We start from the raw sequence: 24,094 nt of genomic DNA, 5'->3' as shown, positions 1-24,094 counted from the left end.
GGGCCGGCATCACGCCGAGGCCGCGACAGCACTGAACACGGCTCGCAGCGCCCGCGGTGGCGAGCTTCGGAGACGAGGAGACTCCGGCGATGGAAGCGTATTTGTTCGACTGGCTCAACCTGCTGCTGCGATGGCTGCATGTGATCACCGCGATCGCATGGATCGGCGCCTCGTTCTACTTCGTGATGCTGGACAACAGCCTCACGCCGCCTGAAGACGAAGACCTGCTGGCGCGCGGCGTCAACGGTGAGCTGTGGGCGGTGCACGGCGGCGGCTTCTACAACTCGCAGAAGTACTTCGTCGGCCCGAAGAAGATGCCCAAGGGCAACCTGCACTGGTCGTACTGGGAGTCCTACTCCACCTGGCTGTCGGGCTTCGCGCTGTTCACCGTGATGTACCTGTGGCAGGCGCAGACCTTCCTCGTCGACCCGCGGGTGTTCGAATGGTCGCAGGGCGGCGCCATCGCCGCGGCGCTGGGCTTCCTGGTGGCCGGCTGGATCGTCTACGACCTGATCTGCCGCGTGTTCGGCCGCAACAAGGACGGCAGCATCGGCGGCGACCTGCGGGTGGGCGTGCTCATCTTCATCTACGTGTGCGCGGCCACCTGGCTGGCCTGCCACCTGTTCGCCGGGCGCGCCGCATTCCTGCTGATGGGCGCGATGCTGGGCACCATCATGAGTGCCAACGTGTTCTTCTGGATCATCCCCGGCCAGCGCAACGTGGTGGCCGACCTGAAGGCCGGCCGCCAGCCCGACCCGATCCACGGCCAGCGCGGCAAGCAGCGCAGCGTGCACAACACCTACTTCACGCTGCCGGTGCTGATCGCGATGATCAGCAACCACTACGGCATGCTGTACCTGCACGAGCACAACTGGATCGTGCTGATCGGCATGATGCTGGTGGGCGCGCTGGTGCGGCAGTTCTTCGTGCTGCGCCACCGCCACAAGGAGCGCTGGGAACTGGTGATCGTGGCCATCGGCCTGCTGGTCGGCCTGGTCTTCTTCGTCGCACCCGAGCGCAGCCCGCTGCCGCCGCCCGGCACTGCACAGCCCGGCACGCCGCCGCTGCAGGGCTTTGCCCGCGTGGAGCAGATCGTCACCCAGCGCTGCGCCATGTGCCACAACGCGGCGCTGGCCAGCAAGGGCGTGGCGCTGCACACGGCCGACCTGATCGTGCAGCACGCGGCGCAGATCCACCAGCAGGCGGTAGTCAGCAAGCAGATGCCGCTGAACAACGCCACGGGCATCACGGCCGAGGAGCGCGAGCTGCTGGGCAAGTGGTTCGACGCCGGCGCAAAACGCGACTGATGGTGCCCCCAAGCTCGCTGCCGCTCGCTCCCCCCCGGGGGGGCGCCCAGTCCCTTCGGGCGGCCGGGCGGGACTGAGTCACCCGTTTTCCACGGGCGGTGCTTTGCCGGCCCGCCTCTCCCTCCGTCATTGAGGAGTACGCGATGAGCGAATCCACACTGGTCCACCCGGTGGACGAGAAGCCGCCCCTGCCGCGCCTGGCCGCCCTCGGCCTGCAGCATGTGCTGGTGATGTATGCGGGCGCCATCGCGGTGCCGTTGATCGTCGGCCGGGCCTTGAAGCTCTCGCCCGACCAGGTGGCGCTGCTGATCTCGGCGGACCTGTTCTGCTGCGGCATCGCCACGCTCATCCAGAGCTGGGGCGTCACGCAGTGGTTCGGCATCCGGCTGCCGGTGATGATGGGCGTGACCTTCGCGGCCGTGGGGCCGATGGTGGCGATGGCCGATTCGACGCCGGGCACCGAGGGTGCACGCGCCATCTTCGGCGCCATCATCGCGGCGGGCGTGATCGGCATCTTCATCGCGCCGTTGGCCAGCCGCATGCTGCGGTTCTTTCCGCCGGTGGTCACCGGCACCATCATCGCGGTGATCGGCATCAGCCTGATGCGGGTGGGCATCGGCTGGGCGATGGGCGGACCCGCCTTCCTGGCCAAGGTGCCCGACCCGGCTTTCGCCGCCGCGGGCGGCACCGGGCCGGCGCCGATGATCGCCAACCCGAACTACGCGGCGCTGGACAACATGGCCATCGCGTTCTTCGTGCTGGCGGTCATCCTGCTCATCGCCAAGTACACCCGGGGCTTCGTGCAGAACATCTCGGTGCTGCTGGGCATCGTGGCGGGCGGCGTGGTGGCCACCGCGCTGGGCAAGATGCACTTCGACAAGGTGGCCGGCGCGCATTGGTTCGACGTGGTGCTGCCCTTCAGCTTCGGCATGCCCACCTTCGACCCGGTGCTGATCGCCACCATGGTGCTGGTGATGATCGTGACCTTCATCGAAAGCACCGGCATGTTCCTGGCGCTGGGCGACCTGACCGGCCGCAAGGTGACGCCGCAGGGCCTGACGGCCGGGCTGCGGGTGGACGGCCTGGGCACGGTGATCGGCGGGGTGTTCAACACCTTCCCGTACACCAGCTTCTCGCAGAACGTGGGCCTGGTGGGTGTGACGGGCGTGCGCAGCCGCTTCGTGTGCGTGGCCGGCGGCATCATCCTGATCGTGCTGGGGCTGATCCCGAAGATGGCCGCGCTGGTCGAATCGTTGCCGCAGTTCGTGCTCGGTGGTGCGGGGCTGGTGATGTTCGGCATGGTGGCCGCGACCGGCATCCGCATCCTGGCCGCGGTGGACTACAAGACCAACCGCAGCAACCTGTACATCGTGGCCGTGTCGATCAGCCTGGGCATGGTGCCGCTGGTGGCCCCGGCCTGGACCCAGCACATGCCGCACGGCCTGCATCCGCTGCTGGAGTCGGGCATCCTGCTGGCCACCTTGAGCGCGGTGCTGCTGAACCTGTTCTTCAACGGGGCGGGGTCGGCGGGTGTGGAGGAGGCGCGGGAGGCGGCGTTGGCTGCGGACGGCGGGCATTGATCTTTGGCGTGGCTGGGTGAGGCCTTAGGTGCTGTTTTTGTTCGGCCGCCACGCGGGGGGCGGTGCCCGGCGGGGCTCATGCTGGGGTGGTCGGCCGCTGCGCGGCCGACTTTGCTGCGGTGCTCGCGCCGAGGTCGCGCGGCCCAACTCGCTACGTTCACTGCGTTCACTGCGCTCGGACAACGGCCGCGGATCAGTCTACGAAGCACGCTGCGCGTGCCGACCTCGGCACTGCGCTCCTCGCCACCCCACAAATCGCCCCGCCGGGCACCGCCCCCCGCGCGGCTCTTCGGGCTGGTGGACGGGAGCGCTTGGCCACGGCGCTGCCGTCGACAGAGGCGGTGCCTCTTCACCGCAGCCGCGCGGCGCGCCTCCACTTGCAAACCGCGGCGACGATGCACGGCATTTCCAAGCGCAGCACCACCGCTGGACATTTGCGCAGGGCCGTGCGGGCCGGCTCGGGGGCGCATGTGGAGCGCCGAGCAGCGCAGGGCGGGTGGCCCGCGCGCGCAGCGCGCCACAACATCTGACTCGCAGGCGGGTGTTTGAGCGGAGATGGCAACGCCATCGCAGCGAGTTACGCGGCGTGGGCCACTCGACCGAGCAGCGCAGGGCAGTCGGTGCGCAGCACCGACCGCGGAAGCTAAGCCCCCGAGCCGGCCCGCACGGCCCTGCGCAAACCGCCCACACCAGGCAAGGAACGGAAGACAACCCATGACCCCCACGCTCCTCATCAAGAACGCCCGCCTCATCGCCACCATGGACGACGCAAGGCGCGAAATCCCTGACGGCGCCATCTTCAGCAGGGACGGCGTCATCGAAGCCGTCGGCCCGACCAGGGAGCTGCCCCAAGAGGCCGACCAAGTCATCGACGCCACCGACCAGATCGTCATCCCCGGCCTGGTGAACACGCACCACCACATGTACCAGAGCCTCACCCGCGCGATCGGCCCCGCGCAGGATGCGGAGCTGTTCGGCTGGCTGCAGGCGCTGTATCCCATCTGGGCGGGCCTCACGCCCGACATGGTGCGCACCTCCACACTGACCGCGATGGCCGAGCTGCTGCTGTCGGGCTGCACCACCTCCAGCGACCACCTGTACATCTACCCCAACGGCGTCAACCTCGAGCACAGCATCGAGGCCGCGCAGCAGATCGGCATGCGCTTTCATGCGGCGCGGGGCTCTATGAGCGTGGGCCAGAGCCAGGGCGGGCTGCCGCCCGACAGCGTGGTGGAGGCCGAGCCCGCGATCCTGAAGGAGACGCAGCGGCTGATCGAGCGCTGGCACGATCCGGCGCGGCATTCGATGCTGCGCATCGTGGTGGCACCGTGTTCGCCCTTCAGCGTCAGCCGCGGGCTGATGCGTGATTCGGCGCTGCTGGCGCGGCAGTACGGCGTGAGCCTGCACACCCACCTGGCCGAGAACGACAACGACGTCAGCTACTCGCGCGAGAAGTTCGGCATGACGCCCGCCGAATACGCCGAAGACCTGGGCTGGACCGGCCCCGACGTCTGGCATGCCCACTGCGTCAAGCTCGACGAGCCGGGGCTGCAGCTGTTCGCCCGCACCCGCACCGGCGTGGCCCACTGCCCGTGCTCCAACATGCGGCTGGGCTCGGGCATCGCCCCGGTGCGGCGCATGCGCGACGTGGGCGTGCCGGTGGGCCTGGGCGTGGACGGCTCGGCCTCCAACGACGGCGCGCACCTGCTGGGCGAGACCCGCATGGCCATGCTGCTGCAGCGCGTGACCGGCGCGGCGATGACCGCGCGCGAGGCGCTGGAGATCGCCACCCGCGGCGGCGCGCAGGTGCTGGGCCGCGACGACATCGGCGCCTTGGCGCCGGGCATGTCGGCCGACTTCGTGAGCTTCGACCTGAACCACGTCGGCCTGGCCGGCGGGCAGGGCGATCCGCTGGCGGCGCTGGTGTTCTGCGGCGCCCCGCAGGTCACGCACAGCGTGGTCGGCGGCCGCCACATCGTGCGCGACGGCCAGCTCACCACGGTGGAGCTGCCGCGGGTGGTCGAGCAGCACAACCGTTTCGCGCGGCTGCTGGCCGCGCAAGCCTGACGCCGCGCCCTACAGCAGCGCCAGCAGCAGCGGCACCAGCAGCGCGGTGGCGATGCCGTTGAGCGCCATCGCCAGCGCCGAGAAGGCGCCGGCCTGCTCATGCACCTGCAGCGCCCGTGCGGTGCCGATGGCATGCGAGGCCACGCCCACCGCAAAGCCGCGCACCGCCGGGTCGGCGATCTTCAGCAGGTTGAACACGCTGCGCGCCATGATGGCGCCCGAGATGCCGGTGACCGCCACCGCCACGGCGGCCAGCGAGGGCAGGCCGCCGATGCGCTCGGCCACGCCCATCGCGATGGGCATGGTGGACGACTTCGGCGCCAGCGAGCGCAGCGTCTCGGGCGTGGCGCCCAGCAGCCAGCCGATGCCCACCGCGCTGATGATGGCGGTGATGCAGCCGCTGAACAGCGCGATGCCGATCGGCAGTCCCATGCGCTTGAGCCGCTCCAGCTGGTTGTACAGCGGGATGGCCAGCGCCACCGTGGCCGGTCCGATCAGGAAGTGCACGAACTTGGCGCCGTCGAAGTACTGCGGATAGGGCGTGCGCGTGAGCAGCAGCACGGTGACGATGGCCGCCACCGAGATCAGCACCGGATTGACCAGCGGATTGAGCCCGCTCTTGCGGTAGAGCCACAGCGCGCCCAGGTACACCAGCACCGTGAGCGTGAGCCACAGCAGCGGTGATTGCGCGAGGAAGACCCAGATCTGGAAGAACTCGGCCTTCACGTGCGCGGCTCCCGTTCTTCGGCCAGGGAGTCGTCGGGCGGGCGGCGGCGCAGCAGCGCCTGCAGCACCAGCGCGGTGACGGCCAGCGTGATCGCTGCGCCGCCGATGCAGGCCACGAAGAAGGGCAGCCACTCCTGCGCCACGCGGTCGAACAGCATCATCACGCCGGCCACGGCGGGGATGAACAGCAGCATCATGTTCTGCAGCAGCACCTCGCCCAGCTTGCGCAGCGGCTCGGGCACGCCGCCGCGCCACACCAGGATGCCGAACAGCAGCAGCATGCCGATCAGCGGGCCGGGCAAGGGCAGCCCCAGCGATTGAACCAGCAGCTCGCCCACGAGCTGCAGCACCAGAAGTACAGCAAAGGCCTGGATCATGGGGGCGAGTTTTGCACCTCCAGCTGCCGCAAGAGCAACCGCGCCCCCGACACGTTGGTCGCACACGGCACGTCGTGCACGTCGCAGGCGCGCACCAGGGCGTTGATGTCGGGCTCGTGCGGCTGGGCGGTCATCGGGTCGCGCAGGAAGATCACCGCGTCCACCTCGCCCACCGACAGCCGCGCGCCGATCTGCAGGTCGCCGCCGAGCGGGCCGCTGAGCAGGCGCTCCACCTGGAGGCCGGCCTCGTCCTGCAGCCGCTGGCCGGTGGTGCCCGTGGCGCACAGCGTGCATCGGCGCAGGAAGCCCGCGAACTCCTGCGCCAGCGCCACCATGGCCTGCTTGCGGCCGTCGTGCGCAATGAGGGCGATGCGGGGCGCCATCACGCCTTGCCTCGCACTGCCGGGGTGGCCGCCAGCGGCATGTCCCGCAGCAGCTGCGCCAGCGCGTTGCCGCGCAGCAAGGTGATGGCGTTCTGGTTGGCGAAGCCCACCGCGGCTTCGCTGGGCTCGCCCAGGGCCACGTACAGGCCCGAGCTGGCCTCATGGCGGTCCACCGCCTGCAGCAGCTCGCGCAGCGGCTCGGTGCCCACGCGGGCGGCCTTCCAGCGACGCGCGCTGGCCACCACGGTGCGGCCCTGGCGCTCCAGCAGGAAGTCGGCCTGGCCGCCCTGCAGCCGCTGCACGCTGTAGCCCTCCCGCTGCCAGCCGGCCGCCAGGGCCTCGGCCAGTTCGGGCCAGCCCATGCCGGCCGCCGTCTTCAGCAGCGCCTCGGCCTTGGCCGGGCTCGGCAGGCCCCATTGCCGCCGCGCGGCCATCACCGAGATGATGACGAAGGGCGCGCCGCCCAGCGCACCCACCATGCGCACCGATTCGGGCAGCAGCGCGAACGACACCGCCACGAAGCCCGCGGCCACCAGCAGGCTGATCCACCAGCGTGAACGCAGCAGGATTGCAAAAAGGGAGTTCTCGGCCATGCGCAGTTTCATGGGCGCGGATTGTGATCGCATCGGGTCCGACCGGATGCGGCGGCCCCGTGCGGCGGCGCATCCTCGCGGGGCAGTCAAGGACACAAACCGATGATCGTTCCCGCTTCCCGCCGCCGCCTGGTGCTGGCCGCCGTGCCCGCCGCCTGCGCCCTGCTGATGCTCAGCGCCTGCGGCAGTTCGTCCGACGACGACGACCAGCCGATGGCCTGTGCCGAGCTGGCCGGCATGACCGTGCCCGCCGCCCGCATCGGCCTGCCCACCAGCGGCGCCACCGTCACCAGCGCCACGGTGGAAGCCGCGGGCGGCACCGCGCCCAAGACCTTCGGCGAATACTGCAAGGTGATGGCCGAGATCGCCCCGGTGGATCCGGCCGCGCCCAAGATCCTGATGCAGCTCAACCTGCCCGCCACCTGGAACGGCAAGGCGCTGATGCTGGGTGGTGGCGGCTACAACGGCACCATCCCCAACGTGGCGGGCAACGTGCCGGCCGGCCCGGCCGACCGGCCCAATCCCATCGGCCTGGGCTATGCGGTGTTCGCCAGCGACAGCGGCCACCAGGCGGCTACCGATCCGGCCAACCCGGGCGTGTTCGCGCTCAACCAGGAGGCGCTGCGCAACTTCTCGTTCGAGGCCCTGAAGAAGACCCGCGATGCCGCGATGTACCTGATCGACAAGCGCTACGGCGACGGCCCGCGCCGCAGCTACTTCGCCGGTGGCTCCACCGGCGGGCGCGAGGCGCTGGCCGTCACGCAGAAGTGGCCGGCCGACTTCGACGGCGCCATCGTGCTCTATCCCGCCTATGCGGCCGCCAGCCTGGACCTGCAGTTCGGCCGCATCACCCGGGCGCTGGCGCAGCCGGGGGCCTATCCCAACCTGGCCAAGCGGCAGGCGCTGTTCGACAGCGCGGTGGCCGCCTGCGACGGCCTGGACGGCGTGGCCGACGGCGTCATCAGCCACCAGGCGGCCTGCAATGCCAGCTACGACCCGGCCACCGCCACGCTCAACGGCCAGCCGCTGCGCTGCCCGGGCGGTGCGGACACCGGCGACAGCTGCCTGTCGGATGCGCAGATCACGGCGATGAAGGTGATCGACACGCCCATCGTCTTCGGCTACCCGGTGGCCAGCGGCGAGACCGGCTACCCCGGCTTCAACACCTGGGGCACCGACTTCGGCCGTCCTGGCACCGGCGTGCAGCAGACCGTCACCTACCTCGGCCTGAACACGTTGCAGCCCACCACGCCGATGCCGCCCTACCTGCCCACCGGCGGCGTGCCGTACCACTCCGGCTTCTGGAGCCAGTGGGCCAAGTACTTCGTCACCCGCGACCCCGGCTTCGACGCGCTGACGCTGGACCCGCAGAACCCCGGCCCCTGGCAGGCCCGCATCAGCGAGCTGACCGGCCTGCAGGACATCAACCAGGCCGACCTGTCGGCCTTCGAGTCCCGCGGCGGCAAGATCCTGATGGCCCACGGCACCTCCGACCAGCTGGTGAGCACCCGCGCCACCCAGGCGTATTACGCCCGGGTGCAGGCCGCCATGGGCGCGGCGCGCACCGCCGGCTTCCTGCGGTACTACGAGATCCCGGGCTACGGCCATGCGGCCAGCACCGTGTTCAACGCCGCCTGGGATTCGCTCACCGCGCTGGACAACTGGGTGGAGCAGGGCATCGCCCCGCCTGCCCAGACGGTGGCCGACACCGTGGGCGTGCCCGGCCGCACGCGGCCGCTGTGCGACTGGCCGGCCTACCCGCGCTACCGCGGCAGCGGTGACGTGAACGCGGCTGCCAGCTTCGTCTGCACCGCACCGTAGGCCCCGGCCGACAGCGCAACGGGCCGTCGGTTGATCCCGCTGGCCCGGCGGCTCCGGTTCAATGCGGCCATGCGCCTGGAAAGCAGGCGCCCGCATCCTGAGGAGACGCCATGCGCGCCGCGATGAACCTGTTCGGTGAACGATCGTTGACGCTGGTGGCCGCGCTGTTCGACAACGGCACCGCAGCCGCACGCGCGGCCGGCAGCCTGCAGCGACAGCAGCGCGGCGAGCGCTGCCCCGTGCTGGTGGTGGAGCCGCATGACCCGCGGCTCGGCCGCAAGCTGGAACCCGAATCCCAGGGCATCTGGCGAACGCTGCTGCGCAGCCACGGCAGGCTGGGCGCCGCCGGGCTGGTGGTGGGTGCCGCCGTCGGTGCGCTGCTGGCGGCCAGCGGCTGGGCCGCGGCCGAGGCCTCGCCCGGCATGACCATCGGCGTGGCCGCGCTGTACGGCCTGTTCGCGGGCCTGTTGCTGGCCGGGCTGCTGACCTTGCGGCCCGACCGGGGCCGCGTCATCAGCAGCGTGCGCGACGCCACCAGCCATGGCCGCTGGGCGGTGGTCGCGCATCCACGCTCGGCCGAGGAAGCCGACGAGGCCCGCGAGGCCCTGGCCCGCGAGGGCGGGGACGTGATCCGCTCGATGTGACGCCGAGGGCCTGATCGCAGGCCGGGTGCTTCAGCCAGCTGCTGCGCACGCCGATAAGGCGTTCGTGGCCCTGCTCATTTCTGGCGCGATGTGTCAGCAGGCGGGGCCGCCGAACCTTCGGCCTTCCCTGCGAGCCCTTCCATGAATCCATCCGTTGCTGTCCTGGCCCCCGATGTGCGTCATCGCCTGAAAGCGGTGGCCCGGGCGGGCGATCTGGTGATGCTGCTGGTCATGGCCGCCTCTGCCTTGGCGGCGCTGGCCATCGGCCAGTCCTTCGGCCAGCTGGGCCTGGCGCTGGGCTGGACGGTGCCGGTCTGCGCGGTGGGCTTGGCGGTGTTCTTCGCGGCACGGGGGCAGCCTGCTCTCGCAACTGGTGCTGGTGGGTGCCAACGTGGTGCTGGTGGCGCTGCACATCCAACTGGGCCGCGGCACGCTGGAGTTCCACTTCGGCGTGTTCGTGCTGCTGGGCATGGTGCTGGTGTACCGGGACTGGCGGCCGGCGGTACTGGTGGCCGCCCTGTTTGCCGTGCACCACCTGGTCTTCGACCGGCTGCAGGCCATGGGCTGGGCGGTGTACTGCACGCCCCAGCCCGACCTGCTCAAGACCTTGATGCATGCGGTGTACGTGGTGGCGCAGACCGCCATCGAGGTGCTGCTGGCGCTGCGGCTGCGCCGCGCCACCATCGAGGCGGCGGAGCTGTCGGCCCTGGTGCGCCAGCTCGACCGCGGCCATGCCTTGTGCCTGGACGTCACGCCGCTGGCGGTGACGGCGCCCACCGCCGTGATGCTCAAGGCGGCCGTGCAGAAGATGCATGCCGCGATGGGCGACGTGGGCCGGGCCAGCCTGGCCATCGAGCAGGCGGCGGCCGAGATCGCCACCGGCAACATGGACCTGAGCCAGCGCACCGAAGCGCAGGCCGGCAACCTGCAGCAGACGGCCTCGTCCATGGAGCAGCTCACCGGCGCCGTGCGCAACACCGCCGACACCGCGGCCCAGGCCGACGTGCTGGCCCGCGAGGCTTCGGCAGCCGCCGTGCAGGGCGGCGAGCTGGTGGACAAGGTGGTGCAGACCATCGGCCAGATCAGCGACTCGTCGCGCCGCATCGCCGACATCATCAGCACCATCGACGGCATCGCCTTCCAGACCAACATCCTGGCGCTGAACGCGGCGGTGGAAGCCGCGCGGGCCGGCGAGCAGGGCCGCGGCTTCGCGGTGGTGGCGGCCGAGGTGCGCGGCCTGGCCAAGCGCTCGGCCGACGCGGCCAAGGAGATCAAGGTGCTGATCGGCAACTCGGTGGAACGGGTGGAGGCCGGCACCCGCCTGGTGGGCGATGCGGGCAGCAGCATGCGCAACATCGTGGACCAGGCGCGCCGCGTCAGCCAGTTGATCGGCGAGATCTCCGGCGCGGCCAGCCAGCAGACGACCGGCATCACCCAGGTGGGCGGGGCCGTGACGCAGCTGGACGCGGTGACGCAGCAGAACGCCGCGCTGGTGGAGCAGGGCGCCGCCGCCGCCGAGAGCCTGCGCCGCGAGGCCGCGCAGCTTCATGCGGTGGTGGGCCGCTTCGTGCTCACTTCGTGAGCGGCATCTCCCACCATCTGGCCGCAGTGAACTGCTGCTGCAGGAAGTCCACGAAGCTGCGCACCTTGCCCGGCACCAGCCGCGGCGAGGGGAAGACCGCATGCATTTCCTGCGAGGGCAGCGCATGGCCGGTGAGCACCGGCACCAGCTCGCCCGCCTGCACCGACGGCCCGGCCACGTACCAGGGCAGGGCCGCGAAGCCCAGGCCGGCGCGGCAGGCGGCCAGCACGGCCGACAGGTTGTTGGAACGCAGCGGCCCCTTGACCGGCACCACGCTCATGCCGCCATCGGGCAGGCGGAACTGCCAGCGGTCGTCGCCCATCACGCTGCTGTAGACCAGGCAATCCTCCTGGACCAGGGCGGTCGGCTCGGCCGGCATGCCGCGGCGTTCCAGCAGCGCCGGCGCAGCCAGGACCGCCCACGGATTGATGCCCAGGTAGCGCGCACCCAGCGTGCTATCGGCCAGCCGGCCCATGCGCACCGCCACGTCGATGCCCTGCTCCACCAGGTTCACGTAACGGTCGTCGAAGCTCAGGTCCAGCGTCACACCGGGATGCTGCTGCATGTAGCGCAACGTCAGCGGCACCAGCACCCGCCGGCCGAAGGCCACCGAGCAGCCCACGCGCAGCGTGCCGCCCACGCCGGCCTGCAGCAGGCTGGCGAGGTTGCCCGCTTCCTCCAGTGCCAGGGCGATGTGCTTGCAGCGCTCGTAGTAGGCCTGGCCCACTTCCGTCGGCGTCACGCCGCGAGTGCTGCGGTGGAGCAGCCGCGCGCCCAGCTGCGCTTCCAGCGCGGCCACATGCCGCGTGGCGGTGGGCTGGGTCACGCCGAGGTCGGCGGCGGCCTTGCTGAAGCTGCCGGTCTCCACCACGCGCAGGTACAGCTCGATCCCGGTGATGCGGTCCATGCGGCGCACTGTAAGGGCAGCCGTGTGCGGCTTAGGGATACGCCGCCGCGGCGCCCGAGGCTAGGGTGCGGGACGCACAACACCGGAGGAACCAGCATGCCGACACCCGCATCTCGATCGACCGCGGTAGCGCTGGGCTGCATCGCCGCATTCGGTGTGGCATCGGCCCAGGTGACCATCGCTCCGGGCGGCAGCGCCTCCTTCAGCCTGCCGGGCTCGGTGAGCCTGTACCAGGTGTTCGGCCACAGCGGCTCGGTGTCGGGTGCGGCGTCGGACGCGCCATACGCCAGCTTCACCGCAGGCAGCGGCAAGGTGTTCACCTTCACCTCGGTGACCGGCGGGCTCAACTGCTGCAGCAACGGCGCCGACCTGGCCACGCCCGAGGGCGGCAACTGGCTGGGCCCGGCTTCCAATATCGGCGGGCTCAACGGCATCTCGAACGCAACCGGCAACACCCAGCTGCCGCTGGTGGCGATGTTCGGCTCCGAAGCCGATCCGTTCGGCCAGGCCGCGCCCGCCGCACTGCCGGCCTGGGACGCCGGCAACCCCGTGAGCCAGGCGCCAGCGCTCTACCAGGTGTTCTTCGTCGGCGACGGCCGCACCGGCCGGGACGACGCCAGCGGTACGCTGCTCACCTTCACCGCGCCGGTCAATGCCACCCGGCTGTACCTCGGCTTCGTGGACGCCTTCAACTTCAACGGCACATCAGGCTATTACGACGACAACCCCGGCGTGGTGAACGCCACGGTGACGCTGGCCGTGCCCGAGCCGCAGACCCATGCGCTGATGGCGCTGGGCCTGCTGGGCCTGGCGCTGGGCGTGGGCCGCAGCCGGGGCCGCCGCTGCATCGGTTGACCGCGCGCCGGTGGCGGCCCGCGCTGCGCCGCGGCCCTGCGCTAGAGTGCCGCGCCATGCCCCCGCCGCCCAGCAGCCACCCGCCCAGCATCGCCGAGCGCATCGTCGGCTCGATCCTCGCGCGCCGGCTCCAGCCGGGCGAACGGCTGGGCGAGCAGGACCTGGCCGAGCAGTTCGACGTCAGCCGCACCCTGGTGCGCGAGGCGCTGATGCAGGTGCAGGCCCGCGGCTTCGTGGAAGTGCGCAGCCGCAAGGGCTGGTACGTGGTGGAGCCCTCCATCGAGGAGGCGCGCGACGCCTTCGCGGCCCGCCGCGCGGTCGAGGCCGGCATCTTGCGCCAGACCGAGGGCCGGCCGCTGCAGTCGGTGCTGGGTCGGCTGCGCCGGCACCTGGCCGACGAGCGCGCCGCGCTGGACGATGCCGACCCCGCCACCCGCGCCTTCCTGCTGGCCGACTTCCATGTGTGCCTGGCCGAATGCCTGGGCCACCGGCTGCTGGCCGACCTGCTGCGCGACCTGACGGCCCGCACCACGCTGGTCTCTACGCTGTACCAGACGCGGCAGGCGGCTGCCGAATCCTGCGCCGACCATGAACGCATCGTCGCCGCGCTGGCCGAAGGCCGCATCGACCTGGCCGAGCGGCTGATGGTCGATCACATCGGCCAGGTGGAATCGTCCATCGGCCACCGGGCGGCGCTGCAGGTCTCGGCGCCGTGAAGGCCTAGTCGTACCGGCCACGGCCGCGCCAGCCGCGGCGGTCGTCGCGGTCATGCCGGTCCCAGCGGTCGCGGTGGCCGTGGCCGCGGTCCCAGCGGCCGGGGACCCATTCGCGGCCACTGCCGCGGCGGCTCCAGTAGCCGTCGATCCACACCGCGCCGGGATACGGCGCCACGCCGATGACGGCAGGTGCCGGCGACACCACGGCCACGCCATAGGGATCGTAGGGCGTGACCACCGCGCAGCCGCCGAGCAGCAAGGCCGCCAGCAGCGCGGCGGCCGCGGCCCCGCGGCGGGCCAAGGAAGTGGAGGGCATGCTGTCGTCTCCCGCAAGATGATCGTGTGGCCTTCCAACGCCGGGCGGCGCACCGGGGCCGACCGGTGGCCCGCATCGCTTTGTTCGGATGTGTGAGGGGCGGCAACCAGGCCCGGCGCACCGGCTGTCCGTCGGCGGTCGGCCGGGTAGGATTCGCGCCCGCCCGATGCCGCCCTCCGCCTGCCTGCCCGATTGCCTGCCGTGAAGCGCCTGCGTTCCCTTGCCCTCGTGCTGACGGTGCTGCTCGCCGTGGCCCTGGTGGCCGCCGCGGCGCTCGGCGCCCATTCGGCCGGCCGGCGGGCCGCGCTGCAGCGACTGGACGACGCGGCCCAGCACCGGCTGGACATGATCGCCAGCACGCTGGAAGCGGAGGTGGCCCGCTTCGACTACCTGCCCTCGCTGCTGGAGATCACGCCCAGCGTGCTGGACCTGCTGGAGCGCCCCGGCGACACCGCGCTGCGCGACGAGGTGAACCGCATGCTGCGCGCCATCAATGCCACCGCCGGCGCGGACATGCTCTACGTGGTGGACCGCCGCGGCATGGCCCTGGCCGGCGCGGACTGGGACCAGCCCGGCACGCCGGTGGGCCACGACCTCTCCTTCCGGCCCTATGTGCGCGCCGCGCTGGCCGAGGGCAAGGGCCGCTTCTACGGCGTGGGCGTCACCAGCCGGCGGCCGGGCTATTACCTGTCCTACGGCCTGACCCGCGGCAAGCGCCTGCTGGGCCTGGCCACCGTCAAGGTGCGGCTGGCCGATGCCGAGCAGGCCTGGCGCCGCCTGCCCGGCCAGGTGCTGGTGGTGGACGAGCACGGCGTGGTGGTGCTGAGCACGCAGGACGTCTGGCGCTTCCGGCCGCTGCAGCCGCTGGCCGCGACGGCCCGTGCCGAGATCGAGCGCAGCCGCCCTTACGGCCAGGCCGCGCTCACGCCGCTGGACTGGCAGCCGCAGGGCGCGGCCGGCCACGCGGCCACGCAGCTGGTGCTGCTGGGCGGCACCCAGTACGTGATGTCGGAGCGCACCATGCCGCGCACCGGCTGGCGCCTGATCGTGCTCGACGAGACCTGGCCGGTGGTGGACCAGGCGCGCACGCTGGCGCTGGCTGCCGGCATGGCCAGCCTGGTGGGCCTGATGGCGCTGCTGATCTTCTGGCTGCGCCGGCGCACGCTCCGCCAGCGCATGGCCAACCAGGCCGCGCTGCAGGTGGTGCTCAAGGCCGCGCGCGACAGCCTGGAAGCCAAGGTGCAGGAGCGCACCGCCGAGCTGCGCGCCGCGCAAAGCGAGCTGCTGCATGCCGGCAAGATGGCCGCACTGGGCCAGATGTCGGCCGGCATCGTGCATGAGCTGAACCAGCCGCTGGCCGCGCTGCGCACCATGGCCGACAACGCGGTGGTGCTGCTGGACCGCGGCCAGGCCGACGACCTGCGCTGGAATCTCGGCCGCATCGGCCAGCTGGTGGACCGCGTGGGGCGCTTCACCCAGCAGCTCAAGGGCTTCGCGCACAAGGGGCCGCCGGCGCTGCAGCCGGTGCCGCTGCAGCGGGTGCTGCAGGGCGCGCTGCTGCTGGTGCAGCCGCGGCTGCGCACGCTGGGCATCGAGCTGCAGCAGCGCATCGAGCCGCCCGCGCTCACCGTCATGGCCGAGGAGCCGCGGCTGGAGCAGGTGCTGGTGAACCTGCTGGCCAATGCCGCCGATGCGATGGCCGAGGCGCCGCGCCGGTTGCTGCAGCTGGACGCGGTGATCGACGACGGCCGCTGCCGCCTCACGGTGGCCGACAGCGGCCCGGGCATCGCCGACGACATGCTGCCGCGACTGTTCGAGCCCTTTGCCACCAGCAAGCCGGCCGGTGCCGGCCTGGGCCTGGGGCTGATGATCTCGGCCCACATCGTGCGCGAGCTGGGCGGCACGCTGGAGGGCCGCAACCGGCCCGAAGGCGGCGCCGTCTTCGTGCTGACCCTGCCGCTGCGGCCCGCCGCCGCGGCCTGAACCTGCAGGAGGCTGCTGCCATGAGCGACGACCCCCGGCCGCCCGAGGACACGATCCGCGTGATCCTGGTGGAAGACGACGAGGACGTGCGCATCGGCTGCCGCCAGGCGCTGGAGCTGGCCGGCTTCCCGGTGCAGGCCCATGCCAGCGTGGAAGCCGCACGCGGCGCGCTGCAGCCGGAGCCGGCGGCGCTGCTGCCGGTGGTGGTGCTGTGCGACGTGCGGCTGCCCGGCACCAGCGGCCTGGACTGGCAGCGCGAGCTGCAGGCGCTGGATGCGGAGCTGCCGGTCATCCTCATCACCGGCCATGGCGACATCGCGATGGCGGTGCAGGCCATGCAGCAGGGCACCTACGACTTCATTGCCAAGCCCTTCGCTTCCGACCACCTGGCCTCGGTGGTGCGGCGCGCGGCCGACAAGCGCCGGCTGGCGCTGCAGGTGCGCGCGCTGCGGCGGCAGCTGGAGCAGCGCCAGGGCATCGAGGCGATGCTGCTCGGCCGCTCGGCCGCCATGGAGCGGCTGCGCCAGCGGGTGCAGGCCCTGGCCGCCACCTCGGCCGACGTGGTGATCTACGGCGAGACCGGCACCGGCAAGGAGCTGGTGGCCCGCTGCCTGCATGAGCATGGCCCGCGGCGCAAGGCCCACTTCGTGGCGCTGAACTGCGGCGGCCTGCCCGAGAACCTGGCCGAGACCGAGCTGTTCGGCCACGAGGCCGGCGCCTTCACCGGCGCCCAGCGCACCCGGGTGGGCAAGTTCGAGCATGCGCACGGCGGCACGCTGTTCCTCGACGAGATCGAGAGCATGCCGCTGGCGGTGCAGGTCAAGCTGCTGCGCGCGCTGCAGGAGCGCAGCATCGAGCGCATCGGCTCCAACAAGCCGATCGCGGTGGACTGCCGGGTGATTGCCGCCAGCAAGGAAGACCTGAAGCTCATGGCCGAGCAGCAGCGCTTCCGCGCCGACCTGTACTACCGCATCGGCGTGGCCTTCATCGAGCTGCCCCCGCTGCGCGAGCGCCGGGAGGACATCCCGCTGCTGTTCGAGCACTTCTCGCTGGCCGCGCAGCAGCGCTTCCAGCGCGCCGCGCCCGCGCTGACGCCGGCGCAGACCGCCACGCTGATGGCCCATGCCTGGCCCGGCAACGTGCGTGAGCTGCGCAACGTGGCCGAACGCCATGTGCTGGGCCTGGCCGGCGACGACCTGCCTTCCACCCACGGCCCCGGCGCGGGCGGCGCCGCCGCGACACCGGCCGCGGGCGCCAGCCTGCCGCAGCAGCTGGAGCATGTGGAGCGCACCCTGGTGGCCGATGCGCTGCGCCGCCACCAGGGCGATGCGGCGGCCACCGCGCAGTCCCTGGGCATCGGCAAGCAGACGCTGTACGACAAGCTCAAGCGCCTGGGCCTGCGGGCGGAAGCCTTCCGCTGAACCGCCGCTGCCCGGGAACCCGGGCTGGCCGCCGGCGGCCTGCACGAAGGTCCGGGCAGCGACGCCTGTCGGTCGGGAGAAAAGACTGTTGAATCAACGGCTTACCGCATCACCGGACAGCCGTGCCGCTGGTCCCTGGCTTGCTAAAGGCACCCGCCTTCCGCACATTCCAGGAGACAAGCCCATGGACACCCCGGCCACCAAGCAGCCGATCTACCGCTCCCTCTACTTCCAGGTCATCGTGGCCATCGTCATTGGCGTGCTGCTCGGCCATTTCTGGCCGCAGACCGGCGCGGCGATGAAGCCGCTGGGCGACGGCTTCATCAAGCTCATCAAGATGATCATCGCGCCCATCATCTTCTGCACCGTGGTCGTCGGCATCGCCGGCATGGAGGACATGAAGAAGGTGGGCAAGACCGGCGGCCTGGCGCTGCTGTACTTCGAGATCGTCAGCACCGTGGCGCTGGTGGTGGGCCTGGTCATCGTCAACCTGGTGCGTCCCGGCGCCGGCATGAACGTGGACGTCAGCGCGCTGGACACCAAGGCCATCGCCGCCTATACCGAGCCCGGCAAGATGCAGGGCACGGTGGACTTCCTGCTGCACGTCATCCCCAACACCTTCGTGGATGCGTTTGCCAAGGGCGAGATCCTGCAGGTGCTGCTGATCGCGGTGATGTTCGGCTTCGCGCTGCACAAGTTCGGCGGCCGCGGCACGCTGGTGTTCGACTTCATCGAGAAGTTCTCGCACGTGCTGTTCGGCATCGTCGGCATGATCATGAAGGTGGCCCCCATCGGCGCCTTCGGTGCCATGGCCTTCACCATCGGCAAGTACGGCATCGGCTCGCTGGTGTCGCTGGGCCAGCTGATGGCCACCTTCTACGCCACCTGCCTGATCTTCATCTTCGTGGTGCTGGGCGGCATTGCCCGCGCGCACGGCTTCTCCATCTGGAAGTTCATCAAGTACATCAAGGAAGAGCTGCTGATCGTGCTGGGCACCTCGTCGAGCGAATCGGTGCTGCCGCGCATGATGGCCAAGCTGGAGAACCTGGGTGCGCGCAAGTCGGTGGTGGGCCTGGTGGTGCCCACGGGCTATTCGTTCAACCTGGACGGCACCTCCATCTACCTCACCATGGCGGCGGTGTTCATCGCCCAGGCCACCAACACCGACATGACGCTGACGCAGCAGCTCACGCTGCTGGCGGTGCTGCTGCTCACCAGCAAGGGCGCGGCCGGCGTCACCGGCAGCGGCTTCATCGTGCTGGCGGCCACGCTGTCGGCGGTGGGCCATGTGCCGGTGGCGGGGCTGGCGCTCATCCTAGGCATCGACCGCTTCATGTCCGAGGCCCGCGCGCTCACCAACCTGATCGGCAACGGCGTGGCCACGCTGGTGGTGGCCAAGTGGACCGGCGACCTCGACAGCGCCCGGCTGGATGCGCACCTGAACGGCGAAACGCCGCTGGAAGCGGATGCGCCTGAAGCCGTGCTCGACCAGACCGAGGCGCACATGCCGGCCGGCGCGCGTTGACGGGGTCGGCCGGCGGGTCGGATGCCTAGGGCAAATAAGTGCCGTTGCCGCACTGCACGGCCGGGTGCGGCCGAACTACAGTGCAGGCCCCGACCCGAGGGCCACCATGCAACAGGACACCGCTGCAGTCAGCCGCAAGGAATACGCCGTCACCCGCGTGGGTGACGTGCAGGTGCCGCAAGGCAATACCAGCCGCGGCGTCAATCGCGAGATCTTCAAGTACCTGCAGGAGGCCGCCCCGGCCGCCGGCTGGAAGACGCTGCTCGACCTGCCCTGCGGGCATGGCCTGTTCGTGCAGACGGTCAACCGCCACCTGCCGCTGCAGGCGCACGGTGCCGACATCATGCCCAGCCCGGCGCATCTGGCCCCGCACGAGTACACCCGGTTCGATGCCTCGGCCGCGCTGTCAGGGCCGCTGCCGGAACCACTGCAAGGCCGCTACGACGTCGTCACCTGCATCAGCGGCATCATGGAGTTCGGCAACACCTCGCAGTTCTTCGACTTCTGCGCGCAGCGGCTGGCGCCCGGGGGCTGCTTCATCGTCACCAACGATTCCATCTTCACCGTGCAGGACAGGCTGCTGTACCTGCTGCTGGGCCGCACCCGGCGCCTGAAGCTGTTCCGGGTGCGCAACCAGAGCGTGTGGCACATCATCCCGATGCCGACGACGGTGGGCATGCTGCATGCGGCGGGCTTCCGCGTCGAGCGCGTGGTGCATGTGCTGGGCAAGCCCAAGGACCTGTGGATGCTGCCGCTGGCGGCGCTGCTGTACCCGCTGCTGCGGCTGTACGTTGGCTGCTCGTCCTTCTTCGAGAAGTCGTCCATCGACCCCGGGCTCAAGGCCGGGATGTACAGCTTCCGGTCGCTGTTCTGCACCAGCTACGTGCTGATCTGCCGCCGGCAGGCGGATGCCCCGGGCCCCGCCGACACGGCCACGCGCAGTTGAAGTTGGGGGCGCTGACGCACCGCTGTCACGCCACCGTCATGCCGCGCTGGCAGCATGCCGGCTTGCTGCGGCCGGACCCTCCGCGTGACGGCCGCGCACCCGCTGCCGATCACCGACCTGGACGTGCACACCTTCCCATGACCCCCGGCACTATGCCTTGAGCCCCCTGACGCAAACGGGCTACGGGGCCGATGAATCCGGCCTCATCTGCGGCTGGCGGCTGGCTCCCGACCGCCGCGCCCAGGAGATCGGCTCGGCCGAGGCGGCCGCCTGGCTGGCGCAGCGGCGCAGCCACGGCGCCCCGGCGGGCGGCGAGTTCCTGTGGCTGCACTTCAACCTCAGCCACACCGGCGCGCAGCCCTGGCTGCAGCACCGGGCGGAGCTGCCCGAGGCCTTCTTCGACGCGCTGAAGGAGGACCTGCACTCCACCCGCATCGAGCGCACCGACCAGCATGCGCTGGTGGCGGTGGTCAACGACGTGCACTTCGCCTTCAGCTTCGAGCCGTCGGACATCTCCACGCTGTGGATCCATGTCGACCACGACCTGGTGGTGACGGCGCGCCGCCAGGCGCTGCGCTCCATCGACGCGCTGCGCACCGCGGCCAAGCGCGGCGACAGCTTTGCCTCGCCCATCGAGCTGCTGGAAAACCTGCTGCGCGCACAAGCCGACGTGCTGGTGCGCATCGTGCGCGACGTGACCGGCCGCGTTGACGACGTGGAGGACGCGCTGCTGGCCAACCGGCTGGACCACCGCCGCGCACGCCTGGGCGCGATGCGGCGGCTGCTGGTGCGGCTGCAGCGGCTGCTGGCGCCGGAGCCGGCCTCGCTGTTCCGGTTGCTGCAGCATCCGCCGGCCTGGATCGACGAGGCCGGCGTGCTGGCGCTGCGCCAGTCCACCGAGGAGTTCTCGGTGGTGCTGCGCGACATGTCGGCGCTGCAGGAGCGCATCAAGCTGCTGCAGGAAGAGGTGGCGGCGCGCGTGAACGAGGACAACCACCGCAGCCTGTTCGTGCTGACGGTGGTGACCGTGCTGGCCCTGCCCATCAACCTCATTGCCGGCCTGCTGGGCATGAACGTGGGCGGCGTGCCGCTGGCCGATTCGCCGCGGGGCTTCTGGGTGGTGGTAGGCATCGTGCTCGGCTTCACCTGCATCGCGGGCTGGGTGGCCTGGCGTTCGCGCCATTCGCGGGCGGAATAGCGCTTATCCGCGGCCTGCGGTTCCGCCGTGCGGCGGCTGCCGGAATCATCGACGCCAGTGCAACAGGAGACGATGCAATGGCCAAGATGAAAGCCGCGATGGCGGCAGTGCTGGTGATGGAGAAGGAAGGCATCTCGCAGGCCTTCGGCGTGCCGGGCGCGGCGATCAATCCGCTGTATGCATGCCTGCGCGAGCGCGGCGCCATCGCCCATGTGCTGGCACGGCACGTGGAAGGCGCCTCGCACATGGCCGAGGGCTACACCCGGGCGCGGGCCGGCAACATCGGCGTGTGCATCGGCACCTCGGGTCCGGCGGGCACCGACATGATCACCGGGCTGTATTCGGCCCAGGCCGACAGCATCCCCATTCTGTGCATCACCGGCCAGGCGCCGCGGGCCCGGCTGTACAAGGAAGACTTCCAGGCGGTCGACATCGAGTCGATCAGCAAGCCGGTGACCAAGTGGAGCGTGACGGTGCGCGAGCCGGCGCAGGTGCCGCGCGCCTTCCAGCAGGCCTTCCACCTGATGCGATCGGGCCGCCCGGGCCCGGTGCTGATCGACCTGCCGTTCGACGTGCAGATGGCCGAGATCGAGTTCGACATCGACACCTACGAGCCGCTGCCGGTCTACAAGCCCGCCGCCTCGCGCAAGCAGGTGGAAAAGGCGCTGCAGATGATGCAGGCCGCCGAGCGCCCGCTGATCGTGGCCGGCGGCGGCATCATCAATGCCGATGCGTCGGACCTGCTGGTTGAGTTCGCCGAACTCACCGGCGTGCCGGTGATCCCCACGCTGATGGGCTGGGGCACCATCCCCGACGACCATCCGCTGATGGCCGGCATGTGCGGCCTGCAGACCAGCCACCGCTACGGCAACGCCACCATGCTGGCCAGCGACTTCGTGCTGGGCATCGGCAACCGCTGGGCCAATCGCCACACCGGCTCCACCGAGGTGTACACGAAGGGCCGCACCTTCGTGCATGTGGACATCGAGCCCACGCAGATCGGCCGGGTGTTTGCGCCCGACCTGGGCATCGTGTCGGACGCCCGGGCCGCGCTGGAACGCTTCGTGGAGGTGGCCCGCGAGATGAAGGCCGCCGGCACGCTGAGAAGCCGCACGGCCTGGGCCGGCGAATGCCGCGAACGCAAGCGAACGATGCTGCGCAAGACCAACTACGACACCGTGCCGATGAAGCCGCAGCGGGTGTACCAGTGCATGAACAACAACTTCGGCCGCGACACCACCTACGTGTCGACCATCGGCCTGAGCCAGATTGCCGGGGCGCAGTTCCTGCACGTCTACGGCCCGCGGCAGTGGATCAATTGCGGCCAGGCCGGCCCGCTGGGCTGGACGATTCCCGCCGCCCTGGGCGTGCGCGCTGCCGACCCCACCCGCAAGATCGTGGCGCTGTCGGGTGACTACGACTTCCAGTTCATGATCGAGGAGCTGGCCGTGGGTGCGCAGTTCAAGCTGCCTTACATCCACATGGTGGTCAACAACAGCTACCTGGGCCTCATCCGCCAGGCGCAGCGCGGCTTCAGCATGGACTACTGCGTGCAGCTGGGCTTCGAGAACATCAACACGCCCGAGCTGCAGGGCTACGGCGTGGACCACAAGGCGGTGGTGGAAGGCCTGGGCTGCAAGGCCATCCGGGTGCACCGCCAGGAAGAGATCAAGCCCGCCATCGAGCAGGCCGAGCGCTGGATGGCCGAGTTCCAGGTGCCGGTGGTGATCGAGGTGATGCTGGAGCGGGTGACCAACATCTCGATGGGTACCGAGATCGACGCCATCAACGAATTCGAGGAACTGGCGCTGACGCCGGCCGACGCGCCCACCGCCGTGGGGCTGCTGGACTGAGCGCGGCCTTGCCGAGTTGTCTAGACAAGGAGAATCCATGCCGAAGTTCGCGGCCAACCTGACGATGCTGTTCACCGAACGGCCCTTCCTCGACCGCTTCGAGCCCGCGGCCCGGGCCGGTTTTGATGCGGTGGAGTTCCTGTTCCCGTATGCCTTCGAGACAGCGGAGATCCGCCGCCGGCTCGATGCCAACGGCCTGAAGCTGGTGCTGCACAACCTGCCTGCCGGCAACTGGGACGCCGGCGAGCGCGGCATCGCCTGCCACCCCGACCGGCAGGCCGAGTTCCGCGATGGCGTGATGCGCGCCATCGACGTGGCCACCTCGCTGGGCACGCCGCGGCTCAACTGCCTGGTGGGCAAGGCGCCGGCTGGCGTGGACGCGGCCACGCTGCGCCGCACGCTGGTGGACAACCTGCGCTTTGCCGCGGCCGAGCTGAACAAGGCCGGGTTGAAGCTGCTGGTGGAGCCGATCAACCGCTTCGACATCCCCGGCTTCGTGCTCAACCGCACCGACGACGCGGTGGCGCTGCTGGACGAGGTGGCCGCGGCCAATGCCTACGTACAGTACGACATCTACCACGCGCAGCGCACGGAGGGCGAGATCGCGGCCACGCTGCAGCAACACCTCTCGCGCATCGACCACATCCAGCTGGCCGACAACCCGGGCCGCAACGAGCCCGGCACCGGCGAGCTGAACTGGAACTTCCTGTTCCGGCACATCGACCGCATCGGCTACACGGGCTACATCGGCTGCGAATACAAGCCGCTGTCCACCACCGAAGCCGGCCTGAACTGGCGCCAGCGCTTCATCTACTGAAGGACACACGCATGAAACTGGGATTCATCGGCCTGGGCATCATGGGCGCACCCATGGCCGGCCACCTGCTGGCCGCCGACCACACGGTGTTCGCCACCACCCATGGCCGCGTGCCCGAGGCGCTGCTGCAGGCCGGCGCCGTGGCCTGCGCCAACGCGACGGAAGTGGCGCAGCAGGCCGACATCGTCTTCCTGATGGTGCCTGACACGCCGGACGTAGAGAAGGTGCTGTTCGGCGAGAACGGCGTGGCCGCCGGTCTGTCGAAGGGCAAGACCGTGGTGGACATGAGCAGCATCTCGCCCATGGAAACCAAGGCCTTCGCCAAGCGCATCAACGACCTGGGCTGCGACTACCTGGACGCGCCGGTCTCAGGCGGCGAGGTCGGCGCCAAGGCCGCCAGCCTGACCATCATGGTGGGCGGCGACGAGGCCGTGTTCGCAAAGGTGAAGCCGCTGTTCGAGCTGATGGGCAAGAACA

At 70.6% G+C, this 24,094-nt stretch carries 22 protein-coding genes; 16 read left to right on the top strand and 6 right to left on the bottom strand.

The genetic code is table 11. The features are described from left to right. Positions 1 to 89: 89 nt before the first annotated feature. The 3 genes from VO99_RS23895 to VO99_RS23885 all read left to right on the top strand — a co-directional run bounded on the left by VO99_RS23895 (position 90) and on the right by VO99_RS23885 (position 4,954). Positions 90 to 1,307 (top strand): urate hydroxylase PuuD, encoded by a 1,218-nt coding sequence (locus tag VO99_RS23895; RefSeq protein WP_046115459.1) that lies wholly within the window; start codon positions 90 to 92, stop codon positions 1,305 to 1,307. Between the two features lie 143 nt (positions 1,308 to 1,450). Further along, positions 1,451 to 2,887 (top strand): nucleobase:cation symporter-2 family protein, encoded by a 1,437-nt coding sequence (locus VO99_RS23890; RefSeq protein ID WP_046115458.1) that lies wholly within the window; start codon positions 1,451 to 1,453, stop codon positions 2,885 to 2,887. Between the two features lie 714 nt (positions 2,888 to 3,601). After that, on the top strand, positions 3,602 to 4,954 hold the full coding sequence (locus VO99_RS23885; RefSeq protein WP_046115457.1) for an 8-oxoguanine deaminase: 1,353 nt from the start codon (positions 3,602 to 3,604) through the stop codon (positions 4,952 to 4,954). A gap of 9 nt (positions 4,955 to 4,963) precedes the next feature. Here the strand turns inward: VO99_RS23885 and VO99_RS23880 are convergent, their stop codons facing one another. The 4 genes from VO99_RS23880 to VO99_RS23865 are packed head-to-tail and all read right to left on the bottom strand — an operon-like array spanning position 4,964 to position 7,033. Next, positions 4,964 to 5,680, bottom strand: coding sequence for an LrgB family protein (locus tag VO99_RS23880; RefSeq protein ID WP_046115456.1), 717 nt, complete (start codon positions 5,678 to 5,680; stop codon positions 4,964 to 4,966). Next, on the bottom strand, positions 5,677 to 6,057 hold the full coding sequence (locus tag VO99_RS23875) for a CidA/LrgA family protein (RefSeq protein WP_046115455.1): 381 nt from the start codon (positions 6,055 to 6,057) through the stop codon (positions 5,677 to 5,679). Before VO99_RS23875 ends, VO99_RS23880 begins: the two co-directional genes overlap by 4 nt. Then, on the bottom strand, positions 6,054 to 6,440 hold the full coding sequence (locus tag VO99_RS23870; protein ID WP_046115454.1) for a methylglyoxal synthase: 387 nt from the start codon (positions 6,438 to 6,440) through the stop codon (positions 6,054 to 6,056). The genes VO99_RS23875 and VO99_RS23870 overlap by 4 nt, the downstream gene beginning before the upstream one ends. Beyond that, positions 6,440 to 7,033, bottom strand: coding sequence for a restriction endonuclease (locus tag VO99_RS23865; protein WP_046115453.1), 594 nt, complete (start codon positions 7,031 to 7,033; stop codon positions 6,440 to 6,442). Before VO99_RS23865 ends, VO99_RS23870 begins: the two co-directional genes overlap by 1 nt. Positions 7,034 to 7,135: 102 nt before the next feature. On the opposite strand from VO99_RS23865, the gene VO99_RS23860 reads away from it, so the two are divergent. From VO99_RS23860 to VO99_RS31910, 3 genes are all read left to right on the top strand, one after another. Continuing rightward, on the top strand, positions 7,136 to 8,854 hold the full coding sequence (locus tag VO99_RS23860; RefSeq protein ID WP_198157041.1) for a tannase/feruloyl esterase family alpha/beta hydrolase: 1,719 nt from the start codon (positions 7,136 to 7,138) through the stop codon (positions 8,852 to 8,854). 110 nt (positions 8,855 to 8,964) lie between these two features. Continuing rightward, complete coding sequence (locus VO99_RS23855) at positions 8,965 to 9,498, top strand: hypothetical protein (RefSeq protein ID WP_046115452.1); 534 nt, start codon at positions 8,965 to 8,967, stop codon at positions 9,496 to 9,498. Positions 9,499 to 9,877: 379 nt separating this feature from the next. After that, complete coding sequence (locus VO99_RS31910; RefSeq protein ID WP_310733670.1) at positions 9,878 to 11,080, top strand: methyl-accepting chemotaxis protein; 1,203 nt, start codon at positions 9,878 to 9,880, stop codon at positions 11,078 to 11,080. Here the strand turns inward: VO99_RS31910 and VO99_RS23845 are convergent. After that, on the bottom strand, positions 11,070 to 11,987 hold the full coding sequence (locus tag VO99_RS23845; RefSeq protein ID WP_046115451.1) for a LysR family transcriptional regulator: 918 nt from the start codon (positions 11,985 to 11,987) through the stop codon (positions 11,070 to 11,072). The two genes, VO99_RS31910 and VO99_RS23845, sit on opposite strands and share 11 nt — an antisense overlap. A gap of 96 nt (positions 11,988 to 12,083) precedes the next feature. On the opposite strand from VO99_RS23845, the gene VO99_RS23840 reads away from it, so the two are divergent. Both VO99_RS23840 and VO99_RS23835 read left to right on the top strand, forming a co-directional pair. Beyond that, complete coding sequence (locus VO99_RS23840) at positions 12,084 to 12,842, top strand: hypothetical protein (RefSeq protein ID WP_157039747.1); 759 nt, start codon at positions 12,084 to 12,086, stop codon at positions 12,840 to 12,842. Positions 12,843 to 12,898: 56 nt separating this feature from the next. Then, on the top strand, positions 12,899 to 13,558 hold the full coding sequence (locus tag VO99_RS23835) for a GntR family transcriptional regulator (protein ID WP_046115450.1): 660 nt from the start codon (positions 12,899 to 12,901) through the stop codon (positions 13,556 to 13,558). 4 nt (positions 13,559 to 13,562) lie between these two features. Here VO99_RS23835 and VO99_RS23830 read toward each other — a convergent pair whose 3' ends face one another. Continuing rightward, positions 13,563 to 13,874, bottom strand: coding sequence for a YXWGXW repeat-containing protein (locus VO99_RS23830; protein ID WP_046115449.1), 312 nt, complete (start codon positions 13,872 to 13,874; stop codon positions 13,563 to 13,565). A 201-nt stretch (positions 13,875 to 14,075) separates the two neighbouring features. On the opposite strand from VO99_RS23830, the gene VO99_RS23825 reads away from it, so the two are divergent. From VO99_RS23825 to VO99_RS23790, 8 genes are all read left to right on the top strand, one after another. After that, the gene (locus tag VO99_RS23825; RefSeq protein ID WP_232315508.1) at positions 14,076 to 15,857 is read left to right on the top strand and encodes a sensor histidine kinase; all 1,782 of its coding nucleotides are present in this window, start codon (positions 14,076 to 14,078) and stop codon (positions 15,855 to 15,857) included. Between the two features lie 20 nt (positions 15,858 to 15,877). Further along, entirely contained in the window at positions 15,878 to 17,278 is a 1,401-nt protein-coding gene (locus tag VO99_RS23820; protein WP_046115447.1) for a sigma-54-dependent transcriptional regulator, read from the top strand. 184 nt (positions 17,279 to 17,462) lie between these two features. After that, on the top strand, positions 17,463 to 18,803 hold the full coding sequence (locus VO99_RS23815; protein WP_083440888.1) for a dicarboxylate/amino acid:cation symporter: 1,341 nt from the start codon (positions 17,463 to 17,465) through the stop codon (positions 18,801 to 18,803). Positions 18,804 to 18,909: 106 nt separating this feature from the next. Continuing rightward, positions 18,910 to 19,749 carry a class I SAM-dependent methyltransferase gene (locus VO99_RS23810; RefSeq protein ID WP_046115446.1) on the top strand — a complete coding sequence of 280 codons (840 nt, stop codon included), beginning with the start codon at positions 18,910 to 18,912 and terminating at the stop codon, positions 19,747 to 19,749. A 157-nt stretch (positions 19,750 to 19,906) separates the two neighbouring features. Then, positions 19,907 to 20,947 (top strand): transporter, encoded by a 1,041-nt coding sequence (locus VO99_RS23805; protein ID WP_046115445.1) that lies wholly within the window; start codon positions 19,907 to 19,909, stop codon positions 20,945 to 20,947. A 77-nt stretch (positions 20,948 to 21,024) separates the two neighbouring features. Then, positions 21,025 to 22,800: a glyoxylate carboligase gene (gcl, locus tag VO99_RS23800; RefSeq protein ID WP_046115444.1), complete on the top strand. Its 1,776-nt coding sequence runs from the start codon at positions 21,025 to 21,027 to the stop codon at positions 22,798 to 22,800. Positions 22,801 to 22,837: 37 nt separating this feature from the next. Then, positions 22,838 to 23,617: a hydroxypyruvate isomerase gene (hyi, locus tag VO99_RS23795; protein ID WP_046115443.1), complete on the top strand. Its 780-nt coding sequence runs from the start codon at positions 22,838 to 22,840 to the stop codon at positions 23,615 to 23,617. Positions 23,618 to 23,628: 11 nt separating this feature from the next. After that, a partial coding sequence (locus tag VO99_RS23790; RefSeq protein WP_046115442.1) for an NAD(P)-binding domain-containing protein occupies positions 23,629 to 24,094 on the top strand: 466 nt, incomplete at its 3' end.

Origin of the sequence: Aquincola tertiaricarbonis (assembly GCF_000969605.1) — a bacterium.
GTDB lineage: Bacteria > Pseudomonadota > Gammaproteobacteria > Burkholderiales > Burkholderiaceae_C > Aquincola > Aquincola tertiaricarbonis.
The sequence above is the reverse complement of the archived record's forward strand: the minus strand, read 5'-3'. Positions and strand labels throughout refer to the sequence as shown.